The sequence below is a fragment of the Streptomyces sp. NPDC052910 genome (assembly GCF_055585605.1).
This window is the reverse complement of record NZ_JBVJJR010000006.1, coordinates 21,480-34,987: the sequence shown is the minus strand read 5'-3', so window position 1 is coordinate 34,987 and position 13,508 is coordinate 21,480. Positions and strand designations below refer to the sequence as shown.

12 protein-coding genes and 1 pseudogene are annotated in these 13,508 nt (G+C 71.8%); 5 read left to right on the top strand and 8 right to left on the bottom strand.

Features of this window, described 5'->3' with window-relative positions; genetic code table 11:
- Nucleotides 1-193 precede the first annotated feature (193 nt).
- The gene (locus tag ACZ6X9_RS21995) at nt 194-1,699 is read right to left on the bottom strand and encodes an endonuclease/exonuclease/phosphatase family protein (protein ID WP_469779680.1); all 1,506 of its coding nucleotides are present in this window, start codon (nt 1,697-1,699) and stop codon (nt 194-196) included.
- A gap of 243 nt (nt 1,700-1,942) precedes the next feature.
- Between ACZ6X9_RS21995 and ACZ6X9_RS21990 the strand changes: the two genes are divergently transcribed.
- Complete coding sequence (locus tag ACZ6X9_RS21990) at nt 1,943-2,527, top strand: Vgb family protein (protein WP_469779679.1); 585 nt, start codon at nt 1,943-1,945, stop codon at nt 2,525-2,527.
- Between the two features lie 55 nt (nt 2,528-2,582).
- Entirely contained in the window at nt 2,583-2,777 is a 195-nt protein-coding gene (locus ACZ6X9_RS21985; RefSeq protein ID WP_469779678.1) for a hypothetical protein, read from the top strand.
- Between the two features lie 203 nt (nt 2,778-2,980).
- Here ACZ6X9_RS21985 and ACZ6X9_RS21980 read toward each other — a convergent pair whose 3' ends face one another.
- From ACZ6X9_RS21980 to ACZ6X9_RS21970, 3 genes and pseudogenes are all read right to left on the bottom strand, one after another.
- Nucleotides 2,981-3,256 (bottom strand): hypothetical protein, encoded by a 276-nt coding sequence (locus ACZ6X9_RS21980; protein ID WP_469779677.1) that lies wholly within the window; start codon nt 3,254-3,256, stop codon nt 2,981-2,983.
- Between the two features lie 11 nt (nt 3,257-3,267).
- Nucleotides 3,268-3,429, bottom strand: a complete 162-nt coding sequence (locus tag ACZ6X9_RS21975; protein ID WP_469779676.1) for a hypothetical protein — start codon at nt 3,427-3,429, stop codon at nt 3,268-3,270.
- Between the two features lie 263 nt (nt 3,430-3,692).
- Nucleotides 3,693-4,537: pseudogene (locus ACZ6X9_RS21970) on the bottom strand (IS5 family transposase).
- 52 nt (nt 4,538-4,589) lie between these two features.
- Here ACZ6X9_RS21970 and ACZ6X9_RS21965 point away from each other — a divergent pair.
- The gene (locus tag ACZ6X9_RS21965; RefSeq protein WP_469779675.1) at nt 4,590-5,180 is read left to right on the top strand and encodes an alpha/beta fold hydrolase; all 591 of its coding nucleotides are present in this window, start codon (nt 4,590-4,592) and stop codon (nt 5,178-5,180) included.
- 451 nt (nt 5,181-5,631) lie between these two features.
- On the opposite strand, the gene ACZ6X9_RS21960 is transcribed toward ACZ6X9_RS21965, so the two are convergent.
- From ACZ6X9_RS21960 to ACZ6X9_RS21945, 4 genes are all read right to left on the bottom strand, one after another.
- Nucleotides 5,632-7,563: an FtsX-like permease family protein gene (locus ACZ6X9_RS21960; RefSeq protein WP_469779674.1), complete on the bottom strand. Its 1,932-nt coding sequence runs from the start codon at nt 7,561-7,563 to the stop codon at nt 5,632-5,634.
- A complete protein-coding gene (locus ACZ6X9_RS21955; RefSeq protein WP_469780057.1) occupies nt 7,560-8,339 on the bottom strand; it encodes an ABC transporter ATP-binding protein in 780 nt (259 codons plus the stop codon). Before ACZ6X9_RS21955 ends, ACZ6X9_RS21960 begins: the two co-directional genes overlap by 4 nt.
- A 261-nt stretch (nt 8,340-8,600) precedes the next feature.
- Nucleotides 8,601-9,326, bottom strand: a complete 726-nt coding sequence (locus tag ACZ6X9_RS21950) for a dienelactone hydrolase family protein (RefSeq protein ID WP_469779673.1) — start codon at nt 9,324-9,326, stop codon at nt 8,601-8,603.
- 360 nt (nt 9,327-9,686) lie between these two features.
- Nucleotides 9,687-10,676, bottom strand: a complete 990-nt coding sequence (locus ACZ6X9_RS21945) for an alpha/beta fold hydrolase (RefSeq protein ID WP_469779672.1) — start codon at nt 10,674-10,676, stop codon at nt 9,687-9,689.
- 139 nt (nt 10,677-10,815) lie between these two features.
- On the opposite strand from ACZ6X9_RS21945, the gene ACZ6X9_RS21940 reads away from it, so the two are divergent.
- Entirely contained in the window at nt 10,816-11,427 is a 612-nt protein-coding gene (locus ACZ6X9_RS21940) for a helix-turn-helix domain-containing protein (RefSeq protein ID WP_469779671.1), read from the top strand.
- A gap of 493 nt (nt 11,428-11,920) precedes the next feature.
- On the top strand, nt 11,921-13,297 hold the full coding sequence (locus ACZ6X9_RS21935; protein ID WP_469779670.1) for an MFS transporter: 1,377 nt from the start codon (nt 11,921-11,923) through the stop codon (nt 13,295-13,297).
- Nucleotides 13,298-13,508 lie beyond the last annotated feature (211 nt).

Sequence of the window (13,508 nt, the reverse complement as noted above, 5' to 3'; positions counted from 1 at the left end):
GTGCCCGGCGCCGCGTACAAGACGCGCGCGCCGACTCGGCCGGTGCCTCGAGGCCGTCACGATCGCCCTCGCCGTGGTTCCTCGGGGAAGAGGGTCTCGATGTCGAGAGAGCGTGCGGGCGTGGTCCTCGTCATGGAGGCGACCTTGGATGCCGCCGAGTCCCGGCCCCCGAACACCCCCGAACGACACGGGATCAGCGGTCGACGCGGTAGGTCGTCACCACGGCGGCATGATCGGAGGGCCAGGCGTTGTACCGCCACAGCGGGGCCGGGCAGGACGAGGACTCCTTCCACTGAGGGTGGTCTTCGGCCGGGGCCGGCTGCCCGGCGACGTACGTCACCGAGTCGGCGACCTGGAGCCGGTCACCCTTGTGGAAGATGAAGTCGACCCGGTCCTGCGGCTCCACCCGTGCGGGGTCCAGGTACGTCTCGTCCCAGGGCTGCGCGGGGGACCAGGTCAGACCGGGGTGGGCGGCCGGGTCGGGGTGGGCGACGCGATAGGAGTCGTGCAGACCTGCATTCTCCATCAGCAGCGTCGCCGGCCAGTTGACGGGCTCCGAAGTGACCTCGGAAGTCCAGTCGAGGTGGGAGGGGCAGTTGAAGTCGCCCAGCACGATGATCGGACTCCGGTAGGCCGCGTCGAGCTGCGGCGCGATGTCGGCGAGGATCTTGTCGCGCGTCTCGGCGGCCCGCTTGGACTGCGTCTCCTCCTGCTGGACGGCGGCGGTGAACCGGCGGGTGCCCTCGGGAGCCTTGAACGGACCGTAGGCGTGGTAATCCAGGTGGACGCAACACACGTGCACCAGCAGATCGTCCACCGACACGGCGCTGCGCAGGAACTCCGCGCCGTGGCCGCTGAGGCTCTCGTCGATGGGATAGCGGCTCATGATGCCCACGTCCTTGGTGCCGGGGTGCTCCTGGAAATACCAGCCCAGGCGCTCCGCCAGCTCCTTGACGGTGCCGTACTCCCGGCGGACCTCCTGCATCGCGACGATGTCGAGGTTCAACTCCGTCACCACGCGCAGTACCTTCGCCTTGGCCGCCCACACTCTGGTGGCGTCGTACCACAGGTTCCAGGTGGCCACGCGCAACTCCTCGACCAGCGGGCCCTGTTCGGGGCGAACCGGCACTCGTACCGTCACGGTGGTGCGCTCCCCGCTCGACCGCGCTTGCGCGGCGACGGTGATCAGCCCGTAGCGGCCCGCCGCGCTTTCGGGCGCGACACCGACGACGGTGCCGTCACCCGTGACCTCCAGCCAGAAGTCCCCCCGGACCTTGGAAAAAGTGATCTCCTGGCCGAAAGACTCCAGCAGGCCGCGCAGGGCGACCCGGCATTCCCGCCCGGCCGCGACGTTGGCGGCCGTCAGCGATTCCACGAGGAAGTACGGGGCGCTGGTCAGGCGCAGGGCCACCGGGCCCGCCAACACGGCGCGGCCGTCGCCCTCGTAGAGGTAAAGCCGGTAGTCCCCGGGCCCCACCCCACCGCGCCGATCGAACGAGGAACCCGAGAACGTGGCCACGCCCGCGCTGCCCGGCGCGTAGGCGAAGGCGCAGTACTCGTCCTCGCCCTGGCGATGGAGGCCGATCCAGTTGTGCGGCTTGCTCTCCTGGCTCTGGTAGAAGACCGGGATGTCGACGCCGGGCCGTACCGGCTCACTGGTGAACAACGACAGCCGGTTGTCCTGCTCGTCCTCTGGCATGACCCACTCCCGTGGTCGCACGTCCGGTCGGTGAGAAGCCCCCCAACGCGTCTGCCGGATGCCCGGCATACGGCCGACATCCCGCCCCGCGCGTCCCTCCCGCACCACGCTGCGGGAGGCCGGCGGCCGCGTCCAGTCACAGGCGGCCGTACGTGCCCGGACCGGTACACCGGGCCGGTACACCGGGCCGGTCCGGCTCACGCGGGTTCGTGCCGCCGCTGCCATACGCCGCCTGGGCGCTCGATGCTCTCTACGAATCCGTATCAAGGGCGGCCCCCCCCCGTGATCGCGACCGGCCCGGACAGCGCGCTGTGGTGCACGCTCAATCAGCCCGATGCCGTCGCCCGGATCACGCCTGGCGGCGAAGTCACCGTCCACCGGCTACCGACGGCCGGCGCCGCGCCTGTCAGGCTGACGGCCGGGCCGGACGGGGCGCTGTGGTGCGCCGAGATCGGCGCGGGCCGCATCGCTCGGGTTGCGCCGGGAGGCAAGATCACCGAGTTCGTACTGCCCGACCCCACCTGCCGCCCGCACGCGGTCACCGCCGGGCCGGACGGGGCCTGCTGGTTCACGGCGTGGGCCACCGACCGCATCGGGCGGATCACGGCGGACGGGCAGGTGACGGAGTACGCCCTCCCCGACGCCGGGGCTGAGCCCCGCGTCTTGGCGTTCGGCCCCGCCGGCGCCCTGTACACGGCCCTGGAGCATGGCGGCATCGCCCAACTCGCGTTCTACGCGCGAGGTTCGACGCGCAGGTCCGCGACGCGGATCTCTGTGTTCCTTGGCTGGGCTGGCGGGACCGGAGCGTTGGAAGGAGGAGCAAAGTGAGGCAGAAGTCGCGGGCGGCGCCCTTATCCCCGCCGCCCCCGAGCAGTTCGCCACCGTGATCCTCGCGCGGTTCACCGCCGGCACCTGGCAGGGGTTCGGCCCGATAGCCGGCCCCGCCCCGAAGAGCAATCCGCTCCCGGGCCGCGCTCACGTCGTCCAGCACGGCCCCGCCCACCCGACGCAGCTCCTGCTGAAGACCGACGCCGAAGCCGCCGCCTGGCTCGCTGCCACGGCGTCCGGGAAGGACTGACCCCGACACACCACGGTCCCGGGGAGACCAACCGTGACTCCCGTGGGGTCGGGCCGGGGGCACACCGCCCAAAGACGCTGCGCCTCCGATCATGTGGTGGCGGGCGCGGCTCCTCCGACACGCTGGCGACCATCCGCGCGAGCGACACGATGTACGGCGGCGGGTAGCTGCCAGCGCGTCGACGTCGTCACACAGCCGGGCCTTCAGCCCGTGCAGGCACGCCTCGGTGAACAGCATCTGCGGATCGTCCTCGGGCCGCTACGCCTGCGCTGCCTGCCGCTGGCCCGGTGGTGCCGCATTCGGTTCGCTGGCGCTCGCACCGCCTCGTAGGAGAGCGCCTCATCCATCAGGCCGGCCACGTGCGCGCGATCGTCGTCCTGTGGGCCGGCAGAGCGGAGTTCCTGCTGCCCGACCTGGAGGTAGCTCTGTGGCCTGTCGGCGGCCATGCCGGTGCGCTGGCAGTACGCGGCGATCAGCATGGCCACCATGTTCATGGTGTCCGCCGCGTCCGTGGGCCGTACAGCGTCATGCGCTTCCAGGTGTGTGCCTGGTCGGGCTCGGTGTACCGGAGCACCTCCTGGCAGTGCACGCTCCCGGAGACCAGGTGATGGATCGCCCGGCGCAGTGGCTCGGGCATCTGGGTGTGTTCCATGTCCGCACGCCAGGGCTTGCAAAACCCCGAAGGAGAAGCGACAAGCCGCCCGATTCGGCACAGCGGCAGGGCGCCGCTCAACGTCGACTCCGCGCCCGCCGCGGCACACGTGGCCCTCCTAGATGCCGGAATGTCCGCCGGCGACATCGCAGCACGCTCCGGCATCTCGGACTCGGTAACGACGACCAAGGCTTTTCCGTGACGGCAGCGACGGCTGAGGAGCCTCCCTGTGGTCCGTCGGCGGCTTAGGTCGTTTCTTTTGATCAGCGTGCTGACCAGAGGAAGATGCCTGCGAGGTGGAGTCCGGCGAGGTAGACGGTGGCGGTCTTCTCGTAGCGGGTAGCGATGCCGCGCCATTGCTTGAGGCGGTTGATGCAGCGTTCGACGGTGTTGCGTTGCTTGTATGCCTCGCGGTCGAAGGCGGGTGGCCGGCCGCCGTGGCTGCCACGTCGCTTGCGGTGCGCCCGCTGGTCGGCGGGGACGGGGATCACTGCCCGGATCCCGCGTCGTCGCAGGTGTTCGCGGATGGCACGGGACGAATACGCCTTGTCGGCCAGGACCGCATCCGGCCTGATGCGGGGCCTTCCAACGGGCCGTGGCACCCGGACCTTGGCCATGACCTGCTGGAAGGCGGGGGCGTCACCGGCCTGTCCGGGCGTGAGGACGAAGCACAGAGGGTGGCAGCGGCCGTCGGCGGCCAGGTGGATCTTGGTCGTCAGCCCGCCGCGGGACCGGCCGAGGGCATGGTCGCCGGGCTCGCCGGCCGGGGCCCCTTTTTGCGGGCCCCGGCCGCGTGCTGGTGCGCGCGCACGATGGTCGAGTCGACCGCGACCACCCACTCCAGGTCCTCATCCGCGTCGGCCTGGGCGAGCAGAGCGGTGAAGACACGTTCCCAGGTGCCGTCGATCGCCCAGTTCCGCAGCCGCGTGTAAGCGCCCTTCCATGAGCCGTATTTCTCCGGAAGGTGGACCCACTGCGACCCGGTCTGGAACTTCCAGGCGATCGCGTCGATCACCTCACGGTGATCACGCCACCGACCACCCCGCTTCGGCGTCCGGTCCGGCAGCAACGGCTCGATCCGCGCCCACTGCGCATCCGTCAACGGCACACCAGGCCAACGATCAGATGATCCGAAAGAAACGGCCTAGTAGTCTGCGGCCATGTCCGATCCCGCTCCCTTCGCCGTGCCCACCCGTTTCGACGGAGACCGAGACCGTGTCGCAGTCGTCGTGCCAGGTGTCGGTTACTCGCCTGCCCGGCCGCTGCTGCACTTCGCCCGGAGCGTTCTGCTCCAGCACGGCTGGACGGTCCAGGAGCTGTGGTGGCGGATACCCGACGACTTCGCGCAGTTCACGGTGGCCGATCGGATCGCATGGGTGGAGCGGCAGGTCACCGAGGCCATCGAAGCCGAGGCGGGGGCTTGCCGGCTCGTCGTCGGCAAGTCCCTGGGCTCCCTCGCCTGCGGCGTCGCAGCCGACAGAAACCTCCCGGCAGCCTGGCTCACCCCGCTCCTGACCATCGACCACGTCGCCGCGGCCCTCCGGCGAGCCACCGAACCGACCCTCCTCATCGGCGGAAGTGCCGACAAGGTCTGGGATTTCCGAATCGCCGCGTCCCTGCGACACGACATCCTGGAAGTGCCCTCGGCGGACCACGGCCTGGAGCTCACGGACGATGCCACAGGATCGGCCGAGGTCCTGCGGCAAGTCGTCTCTCGGCTGGACCACTTCATCGGCTCGCTCGACGGCTGAGCGCGACTGGCCGGACCATCTCGGGCGCGTTCCGGAACCTCTCCGTTGAGTCGTCTGAGTCGTCTGACCGATGCGTGTGGCAACAGTGCCTACACCGGATTCCCCCCGTCCTGTTGCTCACAGCGCGAGAAGGCCCGGCAGCAACACCGGCCCCGGCACCAGGCGCCGGGCAGCGACCACCCCGGACCGGCCGGCCACGCCGCGCGCCCGTCGTATACGCCGCCGCCTCCGACCGACTCACCGTGCGAGGGGACTTGGCGCGGCCTGAGCCTCAGAAGAAGCGGCCTGAGCCCCAGAAGCCGCGGAGGACCGACGAAACGGCCGTCACCGGTGACGAAGGCGGCCGTTTCGCCTTGTCTGCGCGGGCCCGATGACGCGCCGGCATGTGAACAGCGGGCGGCGCGGCGACTCGAACGCAATGCCTGTTGAGGCCGCCGCCGTTCGGATACGGCTATTCCGTTCCGCGCAACGCCGTCGAAGGGCCTTGGCGCAGAGCGATGCGTGTGGTCAGGACCCCTGTTGTCAGGGAGAGCGCGCCCGCTCCGGCCAAGATGAGTGCCGCTGTTGTCGCCGGTACATACGGGTCCGTGGAGCCCGTGAGCGCGCGGCTGACGGTGGCCAGGAGTGCCCAGGCGACTGTCGTGCCCACCAGTAGTGCGGCCAGGACGGTGACCGCGCTCTCCAGGCGCATCATGCGGACGACCTGCCGGCGCGTCGCTCCTACGAGGCGGAGGAGGGCGAATTCCCCGGACCGCTCCATCGTGGTCATGACCGAGGTGTTGACCACTGATATCGATGTGAAGAGGGTGATCACGGCCAGGAGCACATACGTCGCGGTCATCGAGGCGTCCTGCCGGCGTTTCGCCTCGGCCCTGTACGCCTCGCGGTCGAGAACCCGCCACTCCGGATGATCACGGTGGAGTGCGGCCAGCCCGTCGGTGACCGTCTTTCCGCTGTCGGTGTTCGTGCGGAGGTATACCGCGTCCAGCCCCTTCCGGGTGACTGCCAAGTGCGCGGTCGACAGCCTTTGACTGAGGACGACATCTCCGAAGCCGCGATCGCGGGTGTAGACCGCCGTGACCCGGACGCGCTCCGTCTTGTGATCCGGCATGCGCACACGCAGTTCATCACCGATTCGCGCGTGGGCGCTGCGAGCCGTCCTTGTGCTCAATGCGATGTCGTGAATGCCGAGTCTGTCGAGTGAACCTTCGGCCGCGCCGAGGTTGAGGACCTGACCGAGACGGCCTTCCGTGACGGCTTGGGCGGTGGCGTCGCCGCCCGTCGCTTCAGAACCGCCACCTGTGAGAATCTCGATGTACGTGGTGGTGGTGCCGACAGCGGAGACGGCTCCGGGGAGACGGGCCACCGTTTCCGCCGTGGTGACGGGGAGCCGGTCACCCGATGCCTGCACCACGTGATCGGCCACCATGCGCCCGGTGTCCTGGCGCTGGAATTCCCGCCATTTCATCTGCGGTACGAGCAGGGCGACACCCGCGAAGGCGACGGTGAGGGCGAGCGGCACCACGGAGGCGGCCAGACGCCGATGGCCCAGGTTCAGATTGGCCCTGACGAGGAATCCGACCCCGGGGAACATGACCTGGCACAAGGCCCCGAAGACGACACTGGCCAGCCGGCCGATCCACGGCGCAAGCAGGGCCACGGCGACCATCAGGACCATGACCATGGCCACGGCTGTGTTGGCGGCGTCGGACTGCCCGGAGTCCGCGATCGCCGCGAGTCCCCACACGCCGCCGGCCAGCGCCACGAGACCGACGGTTGTACGCACCGGTCCGGCCCGGCGATGGGGGACGGCCGCTTCGCCGAGCGCTTGGACGGCCCGTACCCGCGCGGCCCGCCGCCCACTGCCCCATACAGCGATCTCGGCGTTCACCCAGCAGAGGGCGACAGCGGCCAGCAGGCCCAGTGGGTCGACCGATAGTCGGACGGTGTCCGGAACCATCGACTGTTCGACGAGCACGGCCCGGATCCCGGTGGCGAGCAACACTCCCAGGCCGCAGCCCGGTACGGCGGAAATCCCAGTTACCACCAGGGCTTCCAGCGCGATCAGACGGCGTACTTGCCCCGGGGTCGCGGCGACCGCGCGGAGGAGGGCGATCTCGCGGGTGCGCTGCCGGACAGAGAGGGAGAAGGTCCCGGACACCGCGAACGCGGCGACGAAAAGGCAGATGAAACCGAACGGCACGGCGAAGGACACCATGTCCGTACCACCCTGCCCGGCCGGTGCGCGGTGTCCGGACCGCAGCAGCACCGCACACGCCGTGATCAGTGCCTGGGCACAGACCATGGCGGTGAAGGAACCGGCGAACGAGACCTTCCGGGCCCGTACGGTCTGCCAGGCCAGGTGAAGGAGCGCCATCGTCATGCCCCCAGCCGGGCTATGCGCTCGGCGATCGCCTCGGCGGTGGGGGACCGGAGCACCTCCAAGACGCGCCCGTCCTGTAGCAGCAGGACCGCGTCCGCGTAGGAGGCGGCGACAGGGTCGTGGGTGACCATGAGTACGGTCTGGCCGACCTCGTCCACCAGAGCGCGCAGGAGCCGCAGCACCAGACGTCCGGTGGTGGTGTCCAGCGCACCGGTGGGCTCGTCGGCGAAGACCACTTCGGGTCGGCTGATCAGAGCTCGGGCGATGGCCACTCGCTGCTGTTGCCCGCCCGACAGCTCGCTGGGCCGGTGTCGGCGGCGCTCCGCGAGTCCCGTGTACTCGATCAGACGATCGAGCCAGTCGCGGTCCAGTCGCAGTCGGCTTCCCGCCAGTCGGACAGGGAGCGTGATGTTCTGTTCGGCGGTCAGCGCGGGGAGGAGGTTGAAGCCCTGGAAGACAAAGCCGATGCGTTCGCGCCGCAGGAGCGTGAGCTGTTTCTCGTTCAGGCCGCCCAGGGGCCGGCCGCCGATCTCGACGGTTCCCTTGTCGGGTTTCTCCAGCCCCGAAGCGCAGTGCAGGAGCGTGCTCTTGCCGGAACCGGACGGTCCCATAACAGCGGTGAAGGTGCCGTAGGGCAGCTCGGCGGAGACGTCGTCGAGGGCGGACACCGCGTTCCGCCCCTTCCCATGGGTCTTGCTCACACCCTGCAGTCGGACCGCCCAAGGATGACTCCGCGCCGGAGTTCCAGGCCGCTGGGTCGTCCACCGGTGAGGCAACTGCCCGATGCGATCGGCTTCCGCGCCGCCGTGCTCGTTCACGCTTGCCCTCTCTCGCCCCGGGGACCTTGACGCCCAGTGACGTTGTGGCGCTTGTTGTAAATCCCGTGCACCCTAGCCTAGTTAACTGGTGTGACCACCTAAGGGCCGCTGAACAAACCTCCATCTGCGCAGCGGCGTCCGGTACGCACGCTCGCGGCTTGCCGAAACCGCCGGTCGCCCGGCTTGGTTCGCGGTCCGGGATCGTGGTTGCCGACCGGATCACTCCGGTATGGGCAGGCACTCGGCGAGCAGGTCGACGACGTCCCGCCAAGCTCGCTGCGCGTGCTGAGCGTGAAAACCGACCCCAGGACGCACGATGTGGTCGACCGGTGGGTGATGGAAGGCATGCAAGGCGCCGCCGTAGACCACGAGGCGCCAGTCGACGCCCGCAGCCTGCATCTCGGCAGTGAACGCGTCCCGTTGCGCGGGCGGCATGATCGGATCTTCCGACCCGACCCCGGCCCACACCGGGCACTGAATGCGCGCCGTCTCGCCGGGTCGGCCCGTGGTCAGTCCGTTGACTGTCGCGATCGCGCGCAGGCCGACGCCGTCGCGCCCGAGTTCCAGCGCGATCGCGCCCCCGGTGCCGTAGCCGACGGCGGCGATACGGTCCGGGTCGGTCCGCGGCTCGGCGCGGAGCACGTCGAGTGCCGCGTGGCCGATGTCTCGCATCCGGTGGGGGTCGGCGAGCAGCGGCATGCAACGGGCCAGCATCTCGTCGGGGTCGCCCAGATAGCGCCCGCCGTGGAGGTCGAAGGCCAGGGCCACGTATCCCAGCTCGGCGAGCGCGTCGGCCCGGCGGCGCTCGACGTCGCTGAGCCCCACCCCTTCGGGTCCGACCAGGACTGCGGGCCGGCGGCCGGTACCGGCCGGGAGCGCCAGGTGCCCGAACATCGTCAGGCCGTCGGCCGTGTAGGCGATCGTGCGCGTGGTAACGGTCGTCATGAGCCTGGACTGTAGTGATCGTCGAGCCCGGTCGGGCCGGTGTTCCCGCCGCCGGCGGAAGGCAGGTCTCCGGCGCGTTCCGGGAGCTGCCCGAGTGCCGGCGCTCTTCGCACCGACCCGCCTCGGGGAGGAGAACGCGTCCCTGCCGGTGCTGCCGGCCGGGTCCAGGCACGAGGAGGTGGTAAACGTCCGTCGCTGCCTGGTACTTCACGCCGTCGGCGGTGGCCGTCGCCGAGGGGATCGGAACCGCTCGCACCGGGGACGCGTGGCGCTGGGCGGGTGTGAGGTTCGGGCGCTGCCCTGGGGTGTGCCGGCCGGGGGTCTTCTCCGGCCGGGTCCGGCCGGAGGCATGCCCGACGTTCAGTCGTGGAGGGAGGCGAGCCAGGAGGTCAGCAGGCGGTTGACCTCCTCGGGGCGCTCTTGCTGGATCCAGTGTCCGCAGCCGTCCAGGATGTGGACGGAGGCCAGGCCGGGGAGGGTGGCCGGGTAGGCGGCGATCGCGTCGGACATCCACGTCGTGGAGGCGTCCAGGGCGCCGCCGATGAACAGGGACGGCTGCTTGATCGGGGCGCCGTCGTACGGGGCGAGGTCCTCCCAGTCGCGGTCCATGTTGCGGTAGCGGTTGAGGGCTCCGGTCATGCCGGTGCGTTCGAACTCCCCGGCGTACACGTCGAGGACGTCCTCGGTCAGCCAGGCGGGCAGCTTGCCGGCGGGGAAGCGGTCGCGCAGCCTGCCGCCGTCACGGGCCACGAAGTGGGGGTCGGGCTCGCCCGGGGCGGGCATGGTGTCGGCGGACATGGCCGCGTAGAAGCCGGCGAGCCAGCCCCGGAGGTCGGGCTCCATCTCCGCTTCGGCCCGGCCGGGCTCCTGGAAGTACGAGACGTAGAACTCCTGTTCGCCACCCATCCGTGTGAAGACGTCACTGGGGCGGGGGCCACCGGGCGGCGCGTAGGGGACGCTCAGCAGGCCGACGGCGCGGAAGATCCCGGGGTGGAGCAGGGCGGAGGTCGCCGCGATGACGGAGCCCCAGTCGTGCCCGACGATCACCGCCTTCTCCTCGCCCAGGGCGCGCACCAGGGCGACGTTGTCCTCCACCAGGTCGAGCATCCGGTAGGCATCGGTCGCGGCCGGCTTGGAGGAGCGCCCGTAGCCGCGCACGTCGAGCGCCACGGCCCGGTACCCCGCCGCCGCGAGGGCCGGGAGCTGGTGGCGCCAGGAGTACCAGGACTCGGGGAAGCCGTGGACGAGCAGGACCAGGGGGCCGGTGCCCTGCTCGACCAGATGCAGGCGCCCGGCGGGTGCCTCGATGACGCGGTGGCGCGGGTCGGCGGACGGCGCGGACTGGTGCATGGTTTCTCCTCGTGTTCACGGGCGGCCGCGGTTGCCCACCGATCTTGCGGCGCGGCAGGCGCCCGACGCGAGGACCCTTGCCATCCTGGCAAACTGGCAGGGCGCGGCGCGGCGGTGCGCGGCCGGGGGGAGCGGGGCGATGGTGACGGACGACGGCACAGCCGGCACGCCGGCGGGCATGGGACCTCGGCTGCGTACCGCGCGCGAACAGCGCGGCGCCACGCTCACCGACGTCAGCCGCGCGACCGGCATCTCGCCGAGCACGCTGTCGCGGATCGAGACCGGTCGGCGCAAGCCGACCCTGGAGGCGCTGCTGCGCCTCGCGAAGGCGTACGGCATCTCCCTCGACGAGCTGGCCGGCACCGTACCCGTCGCCGCGGCCGGACCGCGCCTCCCGATGCCGCCGCGTCCCGGTGACGACAAGCGGGTGCTGCCGTTGACCCGGTACGTGGGGGGCCTGCACGCCCACAAGCACGTCCTGCCCGCCGTCGACGCGCCGCCGGCGCGGCCGCGGCAGGTGGCCCACGACGGGTACGAATGGCTCTGCGTCCTGTACGGGCGGCTGTGGCTGGCGCTCGGCGAGCGGGATCTCGTCCTGAGCGCCGGGGAGGTGGCCGAGTTCGACACCCGCACCGCCCATGGGGTCGCGAACGCCGGACCCGGCGGACCGGTCGAATACCTGATCATGTTCGGGCCCCAGGGAGAACGCCTGCGACCGCGTACCCCGCCCCCCGACCGCGGGGCCCGGTAGGGCAGAGCACAGCATCGGGGGCCCCTCCGCGACCGCGCGCCGCGGCTTCACGTCTCGGCGGCTGCCCGCGTGGCGCGGCGGGCGCGGGCCCCCGGGCGGCTCGGGCGCGCGTGCGGAGCCGCGACGCCGGCGTGAGGGCGAGGGGGCTTGCCGCGGCAGGAACGGGGAAAGGACGGGCGGACCGGGGCACCCTCACCCTGTGACCGGGCCTACTGACCCGCGATCAAGCCCCCCACCTGCGAATTCGCCCATGGTGACCCACCGCACACCCCCTGCGCTTCTCCCGGCGGGGAACCGCTTGTGACGATATCCGGGACGCCAGGAGCGCCGCCCACCGCGCGAGCCCGTCCACGGCGTCCCCGGCCCCCGTCGCGCATCGCGGCGGGGTCTTCGACGCCCGGACGACCGATCCGCACGCGACCATCGCGGCGCGCGGACGCGTGGGGCCCGAACGTGCCGGCCCGCCCGCCCCTACCCACCCACGGACGGACCCTTGCGCCCCACGCCCGCCCAGCCCGCCGCCCTCACGACCGACCCCGCCGCCCGCGTGCGCCCGGTCCGCGCCCTGCTCACCCGCCGTCCGGCCGGTGCCAAGGGCGACCGGTCGCCCTGGCGCTGCCTGCGCAGCGGCAGCATGCGCTGGTGGTCGGCGGCCAACCTGGTGTCGAACCTCGGCACCTGGATGCAGCTCACCGTGCAGAACCTGCTGGTCCTCCAGTTGACCGGCTCCGCCGCCGCGACCGGCCTCTCGCTGTCCGTCCAGGCCGCGCCCGGCCTGCTCTTCGGCCTGCTCGGCGGCGCCGTCGTGGACCGCCTGCCGCGCAAGGTCACCGCCGCCGTCAGCCAGGCGCTGCTGGCCGCCGTGGCCTTCACGACCGCCGTGCTGGTGGGCTGCGGCATGCTCACCCTGCCCGTGCTGATGATCCTCGCCGCCGTCACCGGCCTGATCGCCACCGTCGACGGACCGGCGACCTCGCTGCTCGGCAACGACCTCGTCCCGGAGAAGGACGTGCCCTCGGCCATCGCCCTGGGTTCGGTCGTGCACAGCGTCGGCCGGCTGGCCGGCACCGCCCTCGCGGCCGTCGGCATCGCGACGATCGGCACCGCGGGCGCCTACGCCGTGAACGGTGTGTCGTTCCTGTTCGTGACCGCGGTCATCCCCTTCCTCCGACTGCACCCGGACGCCCGGGCGGCGGCCGAGGCGGCACCCGCCGAGGCGGCCTCGGAGGGCCGCGGTGGCCTGGCCTTCTTCCTCAGCCGCCGCACCCTGGTCGCCCTCGCCGTGATCGCGGCCGTCAGCGCCGTCCTCGGCCGCAACTACCAGCTCACCCTCGCCACCCTCGTCACCGGGCCGCTGCACGGCGGCGCCGGCGCCTACGGACTGGTCTCCGCGCTGCTCGCCGTCGGCGGCATCGTCGGCGCCGTGGTGGCCGGCCGGCTGCGGAAGCCGACCGTACGGCTCGTCGCGCTGCTGGCGGCGGCCGGCGCGGTCCTCCAGATCGCGGCCGGCGTCAGCCCCATGCTGATGATGCTGCTGGTGATGGTCGTGCCGATGGCCATCGTCGAGTCCGTCTCCGACACGGCCACCACGACCGTCCTGCAGACCGACCCGCCGCCGCACATGCGCGGGCGCGTCCTCGGCGTCTGGCGCAGCGTCAGCACCGCCTGGGGTCTCGCCGGGCCGCCGCTGCTGGGCCTCCTCGTCCAGGGCGCGGGCGAGCGCGGCGCGCTCGTCGTCGGCGGTGTGGTCATCACGGCCGTCATCGGCGCGGGCATGCTGTTCCGCCGCCGGCGGGGCGCGCCGGTCGTCCGTCCGGCGGTGGCGCCGGTGCCGCCGGTGGCCGGACCGGCCTTCCAGACGGCGGCCTGAGGGCGGTCCGACGGCGGTCTGGCGGCGGCCTGAGGGCGGTCTGACGGCCGCCTGAGGACGGTCACCCGAGAACGGTCAGGGGGCGGCCGAAACGCGCCCCCGGGCGCCGCGCGGCCGGGACCGGGCCGCCCCGCCCACTGGGCCTGCCGGGCCGGCCCGCTCCGGTACGCGCCCGGATCCGGCCCGGGACGACGCCGCCGGGCCGCCGTGA

Coding starts and splice junctions, on each gene's coding strand:
- ACZ6X9_RS21960 (WP_469779674.1), bottom strand. CDS start 7,563: ATGACGATGGCGCTCCTTCACCTGGCCTGGCAGACCGTACGGGCCCGG.
- ACZ6X9_RS21995 (WP_469779680.1), bottom strand. CDS start 1,699: ATGCCAGAGGACGAGCAGGACAACCGGCTGTCGTTGTTCACCAGTGAG.
- ACZ6X9_RS21975 (WP_469779676.1), bottom strand. CDS start 3,429: ATGGAACACACCCAGATGCCCGAGCCACTGCGCCGGGCGATCCATCAC.
- ACZ6X9_RS21945 (WP_469779672.1), bottom strand. CDS start 10,676: ATGCACCAGTCCGCGCCGTCCGCCGACCCGCGCCACCGCGTCATCGAG.
- ACZ6X9_RS21950 (WP_469779673.1), bottom strand. CDS start 9,326: ATGACGACCGTTACCACGCGCACGATCGCCTACACGGCCGACGGCCTG.
- ACZ6X9_RS21940 (WP_469779671.1), top strand. CDS start 10,816: ATGGTGACGGACGACGGCACAGCCGGCACGCCGGCGGGCATGGGACCT.
- ACZ6X9_RS21990 (WP_469779679.1), top strand. CDS start 1,943: ATGCTCTCTACGAATCCGTATCAAGGGCGGCCCCCCCCCGTGATCGCG.
- ACZ6X9_RS21965 (WP_469779675.1), top strand. CDS start 4,590: ATGTCCGATCCCGCTCCCTTCGCCGTGCCCACCCGTTTCGACGGAGAC.
- ACZ6X9_RS21980 (WP_469779677.1), bottom strand. CDS start 3,256: ATGCTGATCGCCGCGTACTGCCAGCGCACCGGCATGGCCGCCGACAGG.